General features: G+C 61.3%; 17 protein-coding genes. 14 read left to right on the forward strand and 3 right to left on the reverse strand.

The features are described from left to right. Positions 1–222 precede the first annotated feature (222 nt). The 4 genes from EPB08_RS02315 to EPB08_RS02330 all read left to right on the forward strand — a co-directional run bounded on the left by EPB08_RS02315 (position 223) and on the right by EPB08_RS02330 (position 4,473). Entirely contained in the window at positions 223–1,965 is a 1,743-nt protein-coding gene (locus EPB08_RS02315; RefSeq protein WP_130617440.1) for an N-acyl-D-amino-acid deacylase family protein, read from the forward strand. 501 nt (positions 1,966–2,466) lie between these two features. Next, complete coding sequence (locus EPB08_RS02320; protein WP_130617441.1) at positions 2,467–3,009, forward strand: hypothetical protein; 543 nt, start codon at positions 2,467–2,469, stop codon at positions 3,007–3,009. Between the two features lie 90 nt (positions 3,010–3,099). Beyond that, the gene (locus EPB08_RS02325; RefSeq protein ID WP_130617442.1) at positions 3,100–3,999 is read left to right on the forward strand and encodes a hypothetical protein; all 900 of its coding nucleotides are present in this window, start codon (positions 3,100–3,102) and stop codon (positions 3,997–3,999) included. Between the two features lie 186 nt (positions 4,000–4,185). Continuing rightward, positions 4,186–4,473 (forward strand): DUF2845 domain-containing protein, encoded by a 288-nt coding sequence (locus EPB08_RS02330; protein WP_130617443.1) that lies wholly within the window; start codon positions 4,186–4,188, stop codon positions 4,471–4,473. Positions 4,474–4,681: 208 nt separating this feature from the next. On the opposite strand, the gene EPB08_RS02335 is transcribed toward EPB08_RS02330, so the two are convergent. Both EPB08_RS02335 and EPB08_RS02340 read right to left on the reverse strand, forming a co-directional pair. After that, positions 4,682–5,530 (reverse strand): energy transducer TonB, encoded by an 849-nt coding sequence (locus EPB08_RS02335; protein ID WP_130617444.1) that lies wholly within the window; start codon positions 5,528–5,530, stop codon positions 4,682–4,684. A gap of 168 nt (positions 5,531–5,698) precedes the next feature. Further along, positions 5,699–6,697, reverse strand: coding sequence for a restriction endonuclease (locus EPB08_RS02340; protein ID WP_130617445.1), 999 nt, complete (start codon positions 6,695–6,697; stop codon positions 5,699–5,701). A gap of 249 nt (positions 6,698–6,946) precedes the next feature. Here EPB08_RS02340 and EPB08_RS02345 point away from each other — a divergent pair, with 249 nt between their 5' ends. The 6 genes from EPB08_RS02345 (at position 6,947) to EPB08_RS02370 (ending at position 12,397) form a co-directional block, all read left to right on the forward strand. Continuing rightward, the gene (locus EPB08_RS02345) at positions 6,947–7,846 is read left to right on the forward strand and encodes a hypothetical protein (protein WP_130617446.1); all 900 of its coding nucleotides are present in this window, start codon (positions 6,947–6,949) and stop codon (positions 7,844–7,846) included. 265 nt (positions 7,847–8,111) lie between these two features. Then, complete coding sequence (locus EPB08_RS02350) at positions 8,112–9,035, forward strand: bestrophin family protein (RefSeq protein ID WP_130617447.1); 924 nt, start codon at positions 8,112–8,114, stop codon at positions 9,033–9,035. A gap of 266 nt (positions 9,036–9,301) precedes the next feature. Continuing rightward, complete coding sequence (locus EPB08_RS02355; protein WP_229238183.1) at positions 9,302–10,375, forward strand: hypothetical protein; 1,074 nt, start codon at positions 9,302–9,304, stop codon at positions 10,373–10,375. Positions 10,376–10,566: 191 nt separating this feature from the next. Then, positions 10,567–10,803: a hypothetical protein gene (locus EPB08_RS02360; protein ID WP_130617448.1), complete on the forward strand. Its 237-nt coding sequence runs from the start codon at positions 10,567–10,569 to the stop codon at positions 10,801–10,803. Positions 10,804–11,002: 199 nt separating this feature from the next. After that, positions 11,003–11,695: a CDGSH iron-sulfur domain-containing protein gene (locus EPB08_RS02365; protein ID WP_130617875.1), complete on the forward strand. Its 693-nt coding sequence runs from the start codon at positions 11,003–11,005 to the stop codon at positions 11,693–11,695. Between the two features lie 72 nt (positions 11,696–11,767). Further along, positions 11,768–12,397: a BRCT domain-containing protein gene (locus EPB08_RS02370; RefSeq protein ID WP_130617449.1), complete on the forward strand. Its 630-nt coding sequence runs from the start codon at positions 11,768–11,770 to the stop codon at positions 12,395–12,397. A 122-nt stretch (positions 12,398–12,519) separates the two neighbouring features. On the opposite strand, the gene EPB08_RS02375 is transcribed toward EPB08_RS02370, so the two are convergent. Then, complete coding sequence (locus tag EPB08_RS02375) at positions 12,520–13,875, reverse strand: lysozyme inhibitor LprI family protein (RefSeq protein ID WP_165418369.1); 1,356 nt, start codon at positions 13,873–13,875, stop codon at positions 12,520–12,522. Between the two features lie 271 nt (positions 13,876–14,146). On the opposite strand from EPB08_RS02375, the gene EPB08_RS02380 reads away from it, so the two are divergent. From EPB08_RS02380 to EPB08_RS02395, 4 genes are all read left to right on the forward strand, one after another. Continuing rightward, on the forward strand, positions 14,147–14,890 hold the full coding sequence (locus EPB08_RS02380) for a suppressor of fused domain protein (RefSeq protein ID WP_130617876.1): 744 nt from the start codon (positions 14,147–14,149) through the stop codon (positions 14,888–14,890). Positions 14,891–15,155: 265 nt separating this feature from the next. Further along, positions 15,156–15,956: a carbonic anhydrase gene (locus EPB08_RS02385; protein WP_130617451.1), complete on the forward strand. Its 801-nt coding sequence runs from the start codon at positions 15,156–15,158 to the stop codon at positions 15,954–15,956. Between the two features lie 155 nt (positions 15,957–16,111). After that, entirely contained in the window at positions 16,112–16,651 is a 540-nt protein-coding gene (locus tag EPB08_RS02390) for a DUF6630 family protein (RefSeq protein WP_130617452.1), read from the forward strand. Positions 16,652–16,724: 73 nt separating this feature from the next. Then, positions 16,725–17,183, forward strand: a complete 459-nt coding sequence (locus tag EPB08_RS02395; RefSeq protein ID WP_130617453.1) for a hypothetical protein — start codon at positions 16,725–16,727, stop codon at positions 17,181–17,183. The last annotated feature ends 104 nt before the right edge of the window (positions 17,184–17,287 follow it).

Raw genomic sequence — 17,287 nt, forward strand, 5'->3', positions numbered from 1 at the left:
GAAACTCGCCTCGGCGATAGCTGAAGAGTGCTAACCCTCCATCAGAAACGGGCATTCGGCCAAGGTGAGTCGTCGAGCCTGGCATCCGGGACGGATTGGAAGGCCGCGCCAATCCCTTTACCATCCAGCTCGGGGACGTATTCCTGAGCTGTAACCCGTTAAACCCGGGTCGCACAGCATTCGCCGCACGTTCGCTAGCCAACATCCAGAAAGGGCATTGCCATGGTCGCTGTCCTGCGTCGTCGTGTTATTCCTTTGGCTGTACTCATGGGTCTTTCGTCGCTGGCGGCGGCGCACGACGTGGTGATCCGAAACGGCATGATCTACGACGGCTCTGGCAGCAAGCCTTATGCCGGCGAAGTGGCGATCGACGGCGACCGCATTACCTATGTGGGTCCGGCGCGCAAGGACACGAGCCGCAGCAAGGACAAGACCGTCATCGATGCGCATGGCCAGGCGATTGCACCCGGCTTCATCAATATGCTGTCGCATCCGGAAGACTCGCTGTTCGTCGACGGGCGTGCGCTTAGCGACCTGACACAGGGCGTGACGCTGGAGGTCATGGGCGAGATGTCGATGGGGCCCTTGAACCCCGCCATGCAGCACCTGATGGCCGAGCGTCAGATCGACATCAAGTATCCGGTGACGTGGACGACGCTGGGCCAGTATCTGACGCAGCTCGAACACAAGGGGATTTCGCCGAACATTGCATCGTTTGTCGGTGAAGGCACGGTACGCACCAACGTGCTTGGCGAACGAAACGTGGAGCCTGATGCCGCGCAGCTTGCCACCATGCGTGCGCTGGTACGGCAAAGCATGGAGGAGGGCGCGTTGGGTGTTACCACGGCCCTGATCTATTCGCCCGAGACCTATGCCAAGACGCCGGAGCTGATCGCCATGGCGCAGGAGTCAGCTCGCTGCGGCGGCATCTACTCGGCCCACATGCGCAGCGAAGGCGACCGTATCGAGGGCGCCATCGACGAGATGATTGCCATCGCCAAAGCCAGCGGAGCACCGGTCGAGATCTACCACCTGAAACTGGCGGGCAAGGACAACTGGCGCAAGATCGACAAGGTGATCGGCACCATCGAGCAGCAGCGCGCCCAAGGCGTGCGCATCACCGCCGACATGTACACCTACACGGCAGGCGCTACAGGACTGGATGCGGCCATGCCCTCCTGGGTGCAGGAGGGCGGCCTGGAGGCATGGATCGCGCGCCTGCGCGACCCGGTCGTGCGCAAGAAGGTGCTGGCGGAAATGCGCAATCCGCACCCGGACAACTGGGAAAACCTGCTAGCCGCCGCGGGGGCGGAGAACACGGTGCTTCTGCAATTCAAGAATCCCGCGCTCAAGAACCTCATCGGCAAAAGCCTGGCGGAAGTCGCGCGCGAACGTGGTGTGAGTCCGGAAGATGCGGCAATCGACCTGGTGATTGAAGACGGCTCGCGCGTCGGCATCGCCTATACGCTGATGAGCGAAGAGAATGTGCGCCGCATGGTCGCGCTGCCGTGGGTGAGCTTCGACTCCGACGAAACAGGCGCGGCACCGGAAGGCGTGTTCCTGAAATCATCCCCGCACCCACGCGCCTATGGCAGCTTTGCCCGCGTGTTCGCGCAGTACGTGCGCCAGGATCATGTCCTGACCGTGGAACAGGCGGTACGCAAACTGAGCACACTGCCAGCCGACGTCCTGTCACTGCCTGATCGCGGCCGCCTGAAGGCAGGCGCCTATGCCGACGTGGTGGTGTTCGACCCCGCAACGATCCAGGACCACGCCACCTACGCCAAACCGCACCAACTGACGACCGGTGTCCAGCAAGTACTGGTGAACGGCCAATTCGCCATCCGCGACGGCAAGGCCACCGGCGCGCCTACCGGCCGCTTCGTCCGGGGCCGCGCCGCCAAATCACTTGGCGGCAGCTGCAAGGATGCGGCTAGCGAATGGACTTGGGCGTGGACGAAGTAGAGCGCGTGCAACCCCGAGTCACATGCGGTGAGCGGAGCTGACATCTTGTCTGCCTGACACCATGACTGCGCATGGCCGAGCCGAGAGCCATCTGCCCGGTCTGACAAGCGATGCCCACTCGTTCCGCCAAGAAATTGGGCGGGGCGTGGGTCGGCGTGCACCAATTCGGAAAGTCGACTCGGACCTTTGCTTTCGCATTGGAAGCTTGAGGCCACTTCGCTCATCGATGTGAGCATCGGTCTCCACGTGTAGGTGAACTTCGCGGGCAGCCGTGGGTGGCTGAAGTCAATGGATATAAGCGTCTAGCGCTTCATTCGAATCTCCGCAAATGTTGACCGGTCTTTAACTTGAGGTGCCATCCCATCGGGGGGCGCAATGCCTGCGCCTGTCCCGGGGCAATCCAGTCATCGATGCTTTCAAGCGTGCCCGGGCCGTATCCCGTACTGACGTGCCGTATCGAGCACGCCAGCCCGGCGCATCACCAAATAGGGAGATCGAGCCATGAACCTCAAGTTGAAGATCGTTGCCGCCTGCGCCCTTGCCTCGCTCGCATTCACTGTTCCAGCAGCCGAGACGCCGCAGCACACATCCACCGTTTCCGCAAAGGCACAGAACGTCGATTTGGTAGCGACGGTGGCCCGCCAACATCAACTCGACTTCATCGCAGCGCCCATCAAGTCATCGAGCGATCTGCAGTCGTATCTGACCTTGATGCCCAAGGCGTTATCGCCGATTGAGAAGCTGTCGCCCGGTGCAAAGAGGCGATTTCTCGCGAGCCTGGTGTTCAATGAGAACGGCCTCGTTGGCTATGACTACTCCGACATTACGGCGGAACTACCTGCATCCGACGTGTACCGCCTTATGAGCCTTTTTGGCGCCCAGCGCACCGTTCATCTCATCGATGGGCTAAGGGTCGAAGGGGAGTCGGACAAAGTCGTGGAGGAGACGTCCGATATGCCCATGGCAGATCATAAGGACTTTCGCTGCGTCGGTGGGCACAACTGCGCTCATTACACCAGCATGATTTGCATGTCTGGCTGCTGACCATCCATGGGTGCGGCCGTATGTTCGTTGGTCGCGCCCATTCCTCTGCTTATCACGATGGGACCGCGAGTTATGTCCAGATGGCTATTCTTGCTCGTCGCTTCATGGTCAGCCACAACGGATGCCGCAGAGATTTTGGGTAGCATCATTGAGGCAGGCTACGACAAGGTCTATGCGTTGAATCTTGCCGACACAGGTACGGACATTGATCAGAAGAGGCGGAAGATCAGTGAGTACTACGATGCCCATTTAGCCCGCTTTCAAGCGCCATCTGCGCTGGCGGGTCGCGCGAGTGCCGAAGTGGATCTCCTGTTTCGATCCGCTTACTTGGCGGGTTCCTATACATTTGATGCGAAGTACCTTTCCGATATGCGTAGGGATATCGCTGCGCTAGAGCGCCGAGGCGTTGCGTCGCAACGTAGCCTGAGCGACTTCTACCATTCGCTGGTCGCCTATCGCCGTTTTGATGAGGCTTCCAGCTTTCTGCGCGCGCATCCCCTGACTGGTGTACCGCCGCTACCGAGGGTCGAGGATGAAGTTCCGGACGGCTATTCGGGGCCATCTGCGCTTTACTTGGTCGACGCGAGTGGCGGCCCAATCCTTCATCGAAGAGCATCGCCCCTTGCCGTCGTGTCGCCACAGATCGTCGTCGTTTCCCATCCGAACTGCCACTTCTCGCGTAACGCTTCGGATGCCATTGAACGTAGCGACGTGCTGCTCCCTATCTTCCAGGCCCACTCGACATGGATCACTCCCCAGGACGGATTCATTAAGATCACTAGCCTGGCCCGCTGGAATCAGGCCAGCAAGTTGCCTCCAACTGCCGTGGCTTACCGCCAAAGCGAGTGGCCCATGTTCAAAAACTGGGCAACCCCGACGTTCTACTTTTTCAAGGGCGGAAAGTTGGTGCGCGAGGTAAGTGGGTGGCCACCCGAGGGAAATGAAGAAGCGCTCAAGGCTGCGATGCGAGAGGTAGGCCTCCTTGATTAACAAGCATGACGGCGTAGCGATTTCCGGCGTCGAGCGGAAAGTTGGATGGAAATATGACCTTCAACGTCGGCGCGCTTGTGGTGGCGGGCCTACTTTCCTCCGAGAAGAGGCCTGACTGTTCAGATCTGGAGGCGGATTTGAAAAATGAGGGGGTCTGAACTTGTCAGATGCCGCGGAGCCTTCCTCATGCGTCGCCACCTGATTTACCTGCTTCTGCTTGTGTCCATTTTCGCTCATGCCGCGACGTCGCTGCGGGTCGGCAACAAGGTGCTCACGGTTGGCGACAGTGCGGCGCGGGTGCTTCAGTTGATGGGCGAGCCGTCGATCCGCGCGTTCAAGCAGTTTCAGGTTGGCGGGATGCCAGATAACCAGCTTGCCAACGGAGAAGAATGGCAATACCTGCAGGACGGTAAAACGATCATCGTTACCGTCGTAGGCGGCAGGGTTGTCAATTTTGAAACGGTCTACGATTGATTGCGTGAGGGGTGCGGCCTCTTTCCGGGAGGGGCTGCAAGGACAATCTGGCCAGGTGAAACGTCAATGCGTCGACGCTGTTTCCAGCTCTGGCGTGGACTTCTCCAGAATCTTCATTGCCTCGCGATGCCACTTCGAAGAACCGGTCCAGGTCCACTTCTTTTGAGGGCGAAGTAGACCTGGCGGCGCTTGCTGGATCAATTAGGCATCATTCCGCGTCTAGTGGTGTGGTAAGAGCGAGCCGGTGATCGACGGGTTGCAGGGTGCCGGCGGGCAGCGCGTCATTGTCCATCTCCGGCTTTTCATAGCCATATTTGGCGAGCCATGCGGCGTCTTCCTTTGGGCCAGGCACATAGACGAGCCACTTGCCTACGTTTGCGTCTGGTTTGCCAAACTCCTGCATGGCAAAGGTGGCGGGTATCCGTACAACCCAGGCGCCATCCGGCTGATTGCTCAGCCGGTGCACCGTAAACGTCCACGACTTGGCCGCTCTGACAGAGCTTTCGGCGAATTGCTTCCTGATCTGCTTGATGACTGATTCGGTGGCAACGGTGTCGAGATCAACTTCTTCGGAAGTTACATCTGTCACGACGCCATTTCGATCTACTCGTACGAGCAAATGAACAGTGCCTTGGATCCTGTTCCATATCGCATAAGGAGGGTACTGAGGTCGTTGTATGCTCTTGGCTTCGAGATCTTCATCTGACGCGTGTGACCCGAAACTTGCTGCGACGATCCTTGTCTTGTAGGTGCCGTCCGTTTGATGCCTCGCGACGATCCGCAACGTCATGTCTGTATGACGCGCGGTCGGGCTCTTGGTCAAATCTTCCTGGAAATGCCAGCGCGCGGCGGCTCGGTCGACCAGGTCTGCCACGATGGCCGGAAGCTTGTCGCGGTGATCCAGAGTATGCGACGTCACCGTGCCATCGGGCGAAATGTCGACGGTGCCCGTTACTACCATGCTGGACTCGGCTCTCCGCTGCATCTCGGAAACCGTTTCTGCACCGGCATCAAGGGTGATTGCCCACGCGAGTAGGCAAAAGACGAGCTTGGTCATATCAATTCCCTGCTGGGTTTGAATGAAGTGTTCTTGATCGAAGGCGACTACTTCGAGATGTCCGCGAAAGGGGTGTTCTTCGAGTCCATGGATAAATGGTGGGCGGGATCATTTCATTCGAGTTGAGGGTTGCACATCGGGCTCATCCCTTGTGACTGCTCGTGCACTTCAATGCGTCGGCGCCGTCTCCAGCTCCGGTGTGGTCTTTTCCAGGATCTTCATAGCCTCGCGATTTCGCTTCTCCCACTCGCGTTGCTCTTCGTTCGACATGGGCGGATCCGCTTGGTAGGTCTTCTGATTTGGCGATGCAGTTGCCTGGAGTGGAGTGGGCGGTATCCGTATCACTGGGGCGTCTTGCGTGGCAGCACCGCTTTGAATTGGCGCAGGGGAGGGTGCCAATGAGGCACCCGGCACGTTGGCAGGATGCCCTGGGTACTGCTTAGGCAGTGCAGCTGCAACCAGCAGGCAGGCCAACACGCCGCTAGCGAAGAACAAAGGATTGTCCAATGCGAGCTCAGGCTCTTTCCTCGCCTGAATGCTCCTGACGGTAGCAAGCAACGCGCTGCCGTCGACCAGCTCGATACGCTTGCCGCGAGCGAATGCGGCGGCATCGAGCGTGTAGCCGCCGAGGGCGACGATTTTCACGGCGATGGCGCCCCTATCCACCAGAATGCCGAACATCTCGCGGACGGTCTGCACGCCTACGCTTTGCGAGCGCCACTGCTTGCATTGAACCAATGTGATCTGGCCCTCTTTGTGCAGCTCTAGATCGACACCCCCGTCAGCGCCTCCCTGGCCGGTCTCCTTCACAACGTAGCCTTGACGTCGAAAGGCTTCGCCGACCAATCGCTCGAATGAACGCCAATCCATGCTGCGAAGGCTATCCATGCGTGTCTGGGATTCCAGTAGGTGTCGACGCTTGCGTCGTCCGAGGAATGAAGCCAGCGCCGCGATGCAGCAGCCCACAAGGGCGAGCCATGCCAATGGCGCGTAGATACCTGTCGATGAAACCCTGGCGAAGGCCGACAGAAACGGATTACTGCTGGATCCCCACAGCCAGCCGATGCCGTACTCGATGCCGATGAAGCCGATCAGTCCGAGAACCAGACATGCTGGCCAGGGCATCGACGCCAGAACGTCGAAACCGCTTTCCTTGCGCTTTCCCATGTATCCCCCTGAGTAACGGCCATCCCGGCATGCCGGGGCGGCGGTATGCCCGAAGGCTATCGCTGCGTGGATATCTGCGCCAGAGCCATAGGGGGGAGGGGCCAGGCAGGGGCACTTTCCAGAACGCAAATCGGAACCTGGTTTTGGGCGAGCCAGATAATTCGTGGCCTGTCTAGGTGCCTCCGCCGCCAACAGCTATGCTGGGCCTGCTCGGCGCGGGGGCGCCGATCTTCAAAACAGGGGAAATAGATGACGACACGATCCAATGGACCGTCGGCTGGCTGGGGCTGGCTGACGAATGGTTTCAGTGTGGGCTTCCGCCATCCGAAGCCATTGCTGGGCGGGGCGGCGATGCTGATGGTGGCGTGCCTGTTGCCGTCGCTGGTCACGCTGCCGATGCAGTACTACGCGGTGTCCACTGGTACGCCACAGAGCCCGGCAACCGTTGCCTGGATCATGGGCTTCTCCATGCTGGCCGGTCTGCTCACCGTGCCGCTCTATGCGGGCTATTTGCAGGTAGTTGATGCGGCCGAGCGCGGGATGCCAGCCCGTGCCATGGACACCTTCAATCCTTATCGGAATGGCGAAGCTCTGCGCGTGATGGGCTTCGGGCTGGCGAACCTGGCGCTCTACGTCCTGTTGATCGGTATCGTCGTCGTGCTGACAGGCGGTGGCATAGCCAGTTGGTACATGCAGACGCTGGCGGCACAGGCCGCCCATCAGGCGCCGCCGGGACTGCCGGCGGGTTTTGGAACCATCATGGCACTCTTCTTGGTGGTGGGCCTTTTCATGATGGGTTTCTACGCGATCAGCCTGGGCCAGGTCGCGCTGAGCCAGCGCAGCGTGTTCGGCGCCATCGGAGATGGCATGGTGGGCGCCCTGAAGAACCTGCTGCCGTTGCTGGTGTTTTTGGTGAGCAGCGTGCTCGCTTCGATCGTGGTTTTGATCGGTTTCCTGGTCGTGGGTCTGCTGCTGGTTTTTCTGGGCAAGCTACTTACTCCATGGCTGATCCTCGTGCTGATCGTTCCGCTCTATATCGCATTGTTCCTGGTGATGTTCACGGTGATGTTCGGCGTGATGTATCACCTGTGGCGTGATGTATGTGGCGATGACAGCATGACGGACATGGTCGCTGCGACCGCGGCCTGACCGGCATCAGCCGACAAACCGTCGTTCAAACAGGGGCCAGGTTGGACTTTTCAACGAAGTCGACTCTGGCCCTGTTTTTTTGGGCAGTGCTTCCATGCGCGCATAGATGCGAAACAAGGGGCAGGCGAATGTTCCAGGGTGGATAGGGGTTTTGCTTCTCCTTTCGATCCGAAATGGAAAGCCTCAAGTGCGCCAGTCCCCGTCCTGGCTCACAATAGTCGCCAACGGGGCGACGCGAGCCTGAGCCCCTTGCACAGGTAGCCCCATGATCGTCCGTCCCCACAAAGCCCACTCGGCGCCGACACTGCTGTTGGCGTGGCGCGGATCCATCGTGCCCATCATCTGGCCGAGCGTGCTGTACACCATGCTGCTCTCGCTCGCGGTGGTGGTGGCGGAGCGGAATGGCATCGCCGTGTCGTTCACCCTGAACTCGGCGCCGTTGACGTTGCTTGGCCTGACGCTGGCGATCTTCCTGCAGTTTCGAAACAGCGTGGCTTACCAGCGGTGGTGGGAAGGGCGGACGTTGTGGGGTGATCTCATCATCGCGGTGAGGAATATCGCTCGACAGACCGATTCGTACATGCCCAATCTTCCCGCCGATCAGCGGCGCGCGCTGGTCTTTGGCCTGATCGGTTTTGTGCATGCGTTGCGACATCGCTTGCGCGGTACGCCTTCCGATGAATCACTGAAGGGTTGGTTGAAGCAGGATGTACTCGATCGAGCGGCGACAGCACCGAACCCGCCGAATCTGATCCTGGGTTTCCTGGGAAAGGCTTACGTTGATGCGGCGCGCGAAACGGGTCTGGACAGCATCCTGCTGGCCCAGATAGAAAATGAGCTCAGTGCTCTGGGGCGCGTGCTGGCTGGTTGCGAGCGGCTCAACAACACGCCGATCCCGTTTGCGTACATCCTGCTTCTGCACCGTACGGTGCACGTGTATTGCCTGATGTTGCCGTTCTGCCTCATTGGTCCGCTGGGTTGGTTCACGCCTGTCGTGGTTGGTGTCATCGCGTATACGTTCTTCGGGCTCGACGCGATCGGTGGGCAGATCGAGGATCCATTCGATGATCTGCCCAACAGCCTGCCGCTGATGGCCATGAGCAGGAATATCGAGATCGAAATGCTGAGCCTGCTGGGTGAGAGCGAGATCCCTGCGCCCATCGAGCCGGACAATTTCGTCTTGCTTTGACGCTGAAACGAGGGCGGGAAACCGCTTTCGAGGTCAACAGAATCGGGCCTGGCGCGTTCTACCTCTCTTCTTCGCAAAAAGGCAGTCTGGCCCTCCCTCCTTTCCTCTCCCTCTTGCCATCGAGCAGGAGCTGCGCGGCACACCCCTTTCTGGGTTGCCGACAAGGGGAACCCGGAACGAAAGAACCTGTCTACCGTGGCTCGCCTCAACACGCGCCGACGGCAGGCGCCGGTTTCGCAGGGGGTCATGGGTTTGCATGAGGCAGTGTGGTGGAACGTTCTGGGCAGGTCCGACATCGACAGGAAGGCGATAGTGCTCGCGGCCTGGTTTGGCTCGACAGCGAAACGCGCGAGAGCCTGGGTCGCAGGCGCTGGCGACAGCCGCCGCTGACGCGCCCAGTGCTGGCGCTCGCGCTGGTTTTTGTCTTCGTACTGCATGCCTTGTTTGCGCTGGCGCTGTGGTACGAGATGCAGCCCCAGTCGCGGCATCCGGAGCTGGCGCAAGTCGATAACGATCGAGCCTTGATCGTGCGTCTGATCGACCACCCCGCCAAGCCACGCGTTGCGCAGCCGCCCGAGCCTGCTGCGTTGCCCGAGAAGCCGGTAGCGTCGCCGCAAGTGGCGCCCCCGCCGGTGCCGGTGACGCACGAGAAGCCGCGTCATGACGCCATGGTCGTGCAGGATCATCAGGCGGCGCCTGCGCCTGCGGCCTCCGCGGCCTCCGCGGCTACGCCGCCCGACATCCATCTGTACGGACTGCACCTGCCGTCCTCGACGACGCCTGCACCTGCCACGGCAAACACCAAGGCCGAGCCGGCCAAGCCGGCGGATGATCGCCAGATCATGCAGCACGACAGCAACCGCATGCAGTACAAGGCCACGCGCTTCGAAAAGTATTTCCCACCGCCGAATGAGACGGCCGGCGGTGCGATGGGGCGCCATATCGGCGATGCGCTCAAGGCGATCGCCAAGAGCGTGTGCGATCCCGACAAGAAGAGCACGGCCTCCAATCCGTTGTGCGCCGCGCCTCCGCCGCCCGCTTCGCCGATGGATCGCGACGGGCGCCTCAACCTGCCGCCGGCGCCGCTGGCCAACAATCCGGATGCGCCCAAGGGGCCGTCCATCGAGAGCTGTATCGCCGAGTACAAGTCGGAAAAGCCGCTGTCGGCTGGCTGCCCCGCGAACACGCCGGATCTCGCTTTCAAGGCGGAGATGCGTGAATGCATCGATCTGTTCCGCGCGGGCAAGCGTCTCAAGTCCTGGTGCCCGGCCGACACGCCGCAGCGTGCAGCGGCCGAGGCGTCGACGCCGGCAGCCTCGGCGAGCGCGGGTTCGCCCTGAGCACGATCGGCAACACCAGACGGTTTAGGCACGGGATCAGGCTTGCGTCGTTCGCGTGCGGAAAGGGCCTGACCCGCTGTGGTTAATCAATGTTGTCGCGTCTTCACAGGATCGTAGCGGTTCGCTCAGCGTTGTCGCCGAACAATGCAGTGGCCCGGCAATGGGCCAGCTACAGCTTCTGGAGAGCGGTCATGACCAGCAAAGACACATTCGGCGGTTCGGACGCGAAAGCGAAGGGCCGCGGCACAGCGAGCCAGGACGACAAGGCGAAGACGCGCCTTGAGCAACCACACGAGATGGAAGCCGGCTCATCCGTTCACCATGTCGCCAACCAGGGTGCGCCGGGTGGCACCTGCGATGACGACGGCGACAGCGACAATCAGCAGGATCCCACTCGCCGCGCTTCGCATCACTCTGACCACGAGTAGGGCCTACGGCGGCCGTCCTCCGCGCTCGGAGCCCGCGAGAGCGGGGGCGGGTTTGCCGTCAAGCGGCTAAGTAGGAGCGCCAGCCCGCAGCCCCGGCATCACGCCACGAAGGCGGCTCCGTCCGTTATTCACGCCGTCACCCCGTGCCCGGGTTCATGGTTGCGGGCCAGGACAACCCAGGGCCTGAGGGGTGACTCGCATGGCATCGGAGAGAACGACTGTCCAGGTGACCGTTTCCAGGGACGGTCCGTATCTGGTGGTGGGTGATATCTCGCTGGCGACCCAGACCGTAGTCGCTGATGGCGAGGGCGGTTCGGAAGACTGGCAGGAAGGGCCGCCCATCGATCACCCGGCAAGCTATGCGCTGTGCCGGTGTGGCATGTCACAGTCGAAGCCGTTCTGCGATGGCTCGCACAAGAAGGTCGGTTTCGACGGCACCGAGACGGCGAGTCGGCAGCCTTACCTCGATGAGGCGCAGGCCTTGAACGGCCCCGTGCATACCCTGACGGACACAGAAAGCCTTTGTGCGTTTGCCCGGTTCTGCGATCCCCATGGGCAGGTCTGGAGCCAGGTGGAAGAGACTGACGATCCGCAGGTACGGGCCATGTTCCTCCGTCAGGTGAACCGGTGCCCGTCCGGGCGCCTGGTGGCGTGGGACAGGTCAACGGGGGAGCCCATCGAAGATGCGCTGCCGGTTTCCATCGGCCTCGTCGAAGATCCGGTGGAAGCATGCAGTGGCCCGCTGTGGCTGCGTGGTGGCATCCCCGTCATTTCTGCCGACGGCTTCCGCTACGAAGTGCGCAACCGCGTCACGCTGTGCCGATGCGGCCAGTCAAAAAACAAACCCTTCTGCGATGGCACCCATGCGGCGGTCCATTTCAGGGACGATTGAGCGGCTCCGATACACGAAGAAAAGCGCGCTCCAACCGCTGTTTTCCCCAGTGTGCTGACGTGGGTAACTCCTATGGGCCTTTTCAGCTTTGGCGCACCCATTCCGAAGATGACCGAACGTGCGCGGCAGGATCGCTGCACGGATGAACTCATCGGCATATGCAGAGGCGTGATTGCCGATGGCAGCGTCAACGTGCAGGAGGCACGCTTCCTGTTGAACTGGCTGGAACGGCACCGCGAATTTCTCGGTATCTATCCCTTCGACATCCTGCACCGGCGCATCCAGGACGCGATGTTCGACGGCGTGCTCGACAGTGATGAGGAAAGGGACCTGCTCGACGTGCTCTCACGAACCGTCGGCGGCGAATCCCACGCCGCAGGCAGCTCCACCAGCCTGTCCACGGCGCTGCCCTTTGACGTGCCGCCTCCTGTCATCACGTTCCCCGGACAGGTCTTTGCCGTGACCGGCATATTCACCTTTGGGCAGCGCACCGCCGTGGTGGAGGCCATCCAGGGCCGAGGCGGCGTCGTGAAACCAGCCATGTCCAAAAAGGTGCGTTTCCTCGTGGTCGGCGAGATCGGCTCGCGTGACTGGAACCACTCGTCCTTTGGACGAAAGATCGAAGAGGCCGTTGCGCTAAGGGCTGGCGGTGAAAATCTGTCGATCGTGTCCGAGGAGCTTTGGGCGAAGTCGCTTGGGTAATGGCACGCTTTGCGGAAGCCAGCGTCGGGTTCACTTTCATCGTCCGGAAGCGAACCGGACACCGGCCATCTCGGACCGAAGCCATGTAACCAAGGCTGCGGGCGCATCAGCTCGATGCCCGGTCAGGGCATGATCGCTGAATGCAGATAATTCGTGCGCCGCACATGCACCCTCACACCCACGACAGGCTCGAAGCCTTGCCCTTGCTGTCGCCAGAGACCGACCAGCCAGTCGTCGCCGACGCGCCAGCCGAGACCATCGCGGCTGATCTTGCCCAGCAGAAGTTCGCCATGCCAATGCAAGGGGAAAGTCGGGCCGCTCGAGAAATCCGGATACCCGCTGGTGGCGGTTTGGCCGAACGTGGGAAACGTGCTGTCCTGTGTTTTGAAGGTCGCCTGCATGGTGCCGAACCTCGACTTCTCCGAGTCGGGTAGCGAGGTACCGATCAACAGCTCCGGAATGCGGCTACGGTCATAACGCGTGACATAGCCGTTGGCGAGCGCGGTGAGTTCGGCGCAGTCCGGGTTGTTCTTCGCGCAGTAACCTTGCGGGCTCTGCAACTCATAGTCGTAGCGCACCAGCAGTCGCGTCGGTGCGCTCCACTTGCCGTCAACCCATGCCTGCGTCTGGATGTTGGAGCTGGTTATCTCGCGCTGGATCGACAACGCCTGCAACTTGCCCTGGAACGCGACGAGGGTTCCCCAGGTGGTCCAGCAGTTCTGCTGCAGGATCGTCGGCGTTTCCAGGGGCTGGATGGTGCGGTTGCGCCACGTGAAGAGCGACCAGGTGACGCAGTGAAGCGTCCCCCCTGCCTGGTTCATGCCTCCCGCACCCATGTCCGGAAGCATCGCGAGATTGACTGGTGAAACATCGTCGGTGCTGAAGAGCGTATGGATCACCTGCGTCAGCGCCTTTCCTGCGTCGACGGGAATCTTCGATCCAACGTTCTTTATATCGGTGTCTTCTTCCGCCGGTGCGACGAACACAGAGCCGTCGCCACCCAATGACTTCCACACATCGCTCGAATCGCCGCGATCCGTACTCTTCGACAGCTTGTCCGCAATGCCGGTCAGCAACGGCGAGCTTCCCGGCTCGCTGCGGAACACATGGTCGAGATAGGTGATGCGTTCCTGATACAGGTGGACCAGGGGCTTTTCCACCCGGTCTTCCTTGGCTGGAGTCGGGGCGGACTCGGTCAGCGAGGCGATCAGCTCATTGCGTTCCGCCAGCCAGTGACGCTGGTCGTGCAATAGCTTGTCCTGCGCGACACCGGCGCGCTGCGCGGCTTTCGCATACGCTCGGCCCATCTGCACATCGAGAGCGGGAAGCGCTTGGCTATGGCAGATGGCAAGGTCGATCGAATTCGTGGCCTTGTCACAGTTGATACCCGACGCCGCTGCCAGGCCGCTGCCGCTGCAGATCACCAACGCTGCCATCCGTCGAAGCCACATAGCCATATCCCTCGTGTGGAAGCGCAAGTGTGGCATCGCGAAAGCAGGGTGGGGAAGGCGGTGCTGCGCTGGGGTCAGGGCTATTTTGGGCAGTGCGTGTGGCAGTTCTGCGTAGATGGGCAGAGGAGGGCAGCACAAGGACATGATCCACCTCGTTCTGCAATCGGCACCACCGCCCTCTATTGGCTGGCGTTGCAGGCAAGGTACGATCTGGAGATCCAGTGGCGAAGACGCTGCGTCATGCGTCTGCCGGTCGAGTAGCGCCAAGACGAAACCCGAACGACTTCAACTCAAGGGAATGAGCGTGAGCATCGAGAAGAAGAATTCTGCCGACCTCGTATCCCTGAGTGGCAGCCCGATCTATCAACACAGCGAAGAACGCCCGTGGGCCGCACCCGAAGGCGAGGAATTCATCGAGCAGATCTCCGGTCATATCGAAGCCCATCTCGGCCCGGTGGACACGGTGTTCCATGAGTTCATGTCCGATACCGTCCATGTCGACGTGCATGTGGTCAAGCCGACCGCTGATTTCCCCTATGTTCGACTGGTGACCTCGGGGATGAGCGATCTCCCCATGGCCACGCCGGATGATCCGCGGATATCGACTCACCTCGAACTCATGATCACCTTGCCCGCCCACTGGCGGTTGGACATGGAGTCGTTCGAGGATGAGCGGTGGTATTGGCCGATGCGCTTGCTCAAGTATCTGGCCAGATTTCCGCACAAGTACGGAACATGGCTCGGGTGGGGTCACACGATTCCGAACGGCGACCCTGCGGAGCCCTACGCGCAGGGCATGAAGTTCAATGGTGCCATCCTGTTGCCCTCCGTCAACGTGCCCGAAGCGTTTCATTCGCTGGTGATCGAAGGCGTCAAGACAGTTTCCTTCTATGCCGTCGTACCGCTTTATCAGGCCGAAATGGACCTTAAGCTCCGTTCGGGTTCGGACGAATTGCTCAAGAGATTCGACAAGAGGAATGTCTCGGACATCGTCGATCTGGGCCGCCCCAATGTGGCCGTGAAGCGCTTCGGTCTCTGGTAAAGGTTCCAAGGGACGAATCACCCTGAAGACGCGGCGCCAGGCCCGAGCCGGGCCTGAGGGCGGAGTACTGGAAGGTCCCCCGGCACTTCTTCACGGCAGCACGAGAGTCGCCGGGGGAGAATCCCGCGGCCAGCACACCCGCCCAGGGCGGAAACAAGGCCGGGTCGGCGGCAAGGCGGTCACGGCTGCATGTCCGTGCTTCACCCGACATGACCGACGCGGCCGGTTCCCATGGGGCGTAGTTGAGCGTCGTTGGGGGAAGGTCATGCAGACATCGAAACGGCATGTGGCAGGTATCGCTGCAGTGGTGGTCACGTTGGCGTCGGTGGGCGCCTTGGCGTTGCCTTTGGCAGCAGATAACGAGGCCACGCCACCGCATTGGTCGTACTCGGGCGAATCGGGGCCGGCCCACTGGTCGACCCTGGACGCGAAATTCGCCGCCTGTGGCAACGGCATGGCGCAGTCGCCTATCGATCTGGAGTCGCACGATGCGAAGCCGGGCAAGGCCGGCGAGTTCCATATCGACTACGAGAAGGGCGACGTGGCGCTGGTGAACAACGGCCACACGGTGCAGGCCAATGTCGCCGATGCCAAGGACACCGTGGTGTTCGACGGCGATACCTATCACCTGGCCCAGTTCCACTTCCACTCGCCCAGCGAACACACGACGGACCAGAAGCGGTTTCCGTTGGAGATCCACTTCGTCAATCAGGATGGCGCCAAGCACATCCTGGTCGTGGGCGTGATGGTCAAGCTGGGTGACGAGAACCCGACTCTCGCACCTGTCTTTCGCAGTCTCCCGCCCGCATCGAGTCGCGCGTCGGTCACCGCCGCGGCCCCCATTCCGGTGGACCTCGCCTCCGTGCTCCCCAAGAACCACGAGGCCTATGTCTACAACGGCTCGCTCACCACGCCGCCGTGCACGGAGGGCGTGCGCTGGGTCGTGCTGTCACATCCCATCGAGATGTCCAAGGATCAGGTTGCGTCGTTCTCCAGGATGTTCCCGGACAACCACCGGCCCCTGCAGAAGGTCAATGGCCGGGAGATTGACGACGACACGGATTGAAGGCCTGCGGCCGCCGCGGAGCGAGCGCCTGGGCATGGCCTGGGCGCTCGCTTCGTGAGCGCTTCACGCCGGGCATCGGTGGCCAAAGTGGCGGAGACGCTTTGCAAGGCGCTCACCAGGGGCGATCATGCCGTTTCGACTCCAGGTAGCACGCCATGAATCACTCCGACGACGACTTCGACACCGAGCGCCACAATCACGACCACGACGATGACGACAGCGGTTTGGAGGCGTCGGTCTGGCAACTGCTGCTGATGATCAACCCTGGCGACGACGATGCTGCGTTCCAGCAATTCGCGGCGTATCGCGATGCCGTGGGCGATACGCCCGAGGATGAGGTCGACGTGGCGCAGGTGGTGGGACAGGTGGCCGACTGGCGCTCGACCTTCCACGTGGATGCCGAGGACACGCGCGCGCTGGTGCAGGCCATCAATGAGCTGACAGCTCGCTGGAATATCGCGATTGACTGGGACGGCGACGCGGATGAGGACGAGTTCCATGCCGACGCCGATGCGGGCGAACTGCTTGCCACCGCGTACGACAGCCTTGCCCCGCACGGTTACACCTTGTGGGTGCTCGACACCGACGACGATTACTACGCCGGCTGGATGACCTTGTCGCGTGACGTCGAGCCGATGCGCGAGCTGGCGACGGAGCTGGGCCTTCACCTTCGGCTCGGCAGCGAGATGGGCTGATGTACTGGCTGGCTGACGGATCGTTCCGGCAATCGGCACACGCCATGTTGGCCCTGACGGATCCGGTTTTCTCATGACTGCAACCATGCACTTTCCCTATGCCGGCCTGCTCGCGCGGCTGGAGTCATCCAGCGGCGAAGGTTCGCCGGATGCGGCTGCTGTGCTGCCTCCATCGCTCGAGCGCGCATTGTCTGCGAGTGATGCGTCAAAGAGCGACGTGGTCGCAGCGCTCGCCGTGCTCTTGAAGGCGCGCAAGGCGACATTGCAGGCAGCATTCGACACCACGCTCGCCGCCGACGAGCTGCGCCGTTACCAGAAGTTCGCCAAGCCGGGAAAGCCATCGGCGCACATCGTGCAGTTGCGCCAGAAGCAGGCCGCTGCACGCCAGGCGACCAGCATTGCGCGTCAGTCGCTGATCAAGGCAGCCGCCGCTTTCGTGCGCGATGCAGGTATCGATGTGCCGGCGCGTACGCCGCTGGACGTGTTCATCATCGACTGGATCGATGTGCACGTTCCCAGGGAACCCGCCTGACTCGCGGCGCGGGCTCACGCTCAAAATATGTTCTTTAACATAAATTGACGAGGCGTAAGCTCGACGATCGGTAGCGTCACGCACCGCAGGCAGGGCCGCCTCTT

The organism is Dyella amyloliquefaciens (assembly GCF_004296575.1).
GTDB classification, from domain to species: domain Bacteria; phylum Pseudomonadota; class Gammaproteobacteria; order Xanthomonadales; family Rhodanobacteraceae; genus Dyella; species Dyella amyloliquefaciens.

Excerpts from the sequence above, each read along its gene's own strand:
- EPB08_RS02315 (WP_130617440.1), top strand. The coding sequence starts at position 223 with ATGGTCGCTGTCCTGCGTCGTCGTGTTATTCCTTTGGCTGTACTCATG.
- EPB08_RS02320 (WP_130617441.1), top strand. The coding sequence starts at position 2,467 with ATGAACCTCAAGTTGAAGATCGTTGCCGCCTGCGCCCTTGCCTCGCTC.
- EPB08_RS02330 (WP_130617443.1), top strand. The coding sequence starts at position 4,186 with ATGCGTCGCCACCTGATTTACCTGCTTCTGCTTGTGTCCATTTTCGCT.
- EPB08_RS02335 (WP_130617444.1), bottom strand. The coding sequence starts at position 5,530 with ATGACCAAGCTCGTCTTTTGCCTACTCGCGTGGGCAATCACCCTTGAT.
- EPB08_RS02340 (WP_130617445.1), bottom strand. The coding sequence starts at position 6,697 with ATGGGAAAGCGCAAGGAAAGCGGTTTCGACGTTCTGGCGTCGATGCCC.
- EPB08_RS02345 (WP_130617446.1), top strand. The coding sequence starts at position 6,947 with ATGACGACACGATCCAATGGACCGTCGGCTGGCTGGGGCTGGCTGACG.
- EPB08_RS02350 (WP_130617447.1), top strand. The coding sequence starts at position 8,112 with ATGATCGTCCGTCCCCACAAAGCCCACTCGGCGCCGACACTGCTGTTG.
- EPB08_RS02360 (WP_130617448.1), top strand. The coding sequence starts at position 10,567 with ATGACCAGCAAAGACACATTCGGCGGTTCGGACGCGAAAGCGAAGGGC.
- EPB08_RS02365 (WP_130617875.1), top strand. The coding sequence starts at position 11,003 with ATGGCATCGGAGAGAACGACTGTCCAGGTGACCGTTTCCAGGGACGGT.
- EPB08_RS02370 (WP_130617449.1), top strand. The coding sequence starts at position 11,768 with ATGGGCCTTTTCAGCTTTGGCGCACCCATTCCGAAGATGACCGAACGT.
- EPB08_RS02380 (WP_130617876.1), top strand. The coding sequence starts at position 14,147 with ATGAGCGTGAGCATCGAGAAGAAGAATTCTGCCGACCTCGTATCCCTG.
- EPB08_RS02385 (WP_130617451.1), top strand. The coding sequence starts at position 15,156 with ATGCAGACATCGAAACGGCATGTGGCAGGTATCGCTGCAGTGGTGGTC.
- EPB08_RS02390 (WP_130617452.1), top strand. The coding sequence starts at position 16,112 with ATGAATCACTCCGACGACGACTTCGACACCGAGCGCCACAATCACGAC.
- EPB08_RS02395 (WP_130617453.1), top strand. The coding sequence starts at position 16,725 with ATGACTGCAACCATGCACTTTCCCTATGCCGGCCTGCTCGCGCGGCTG.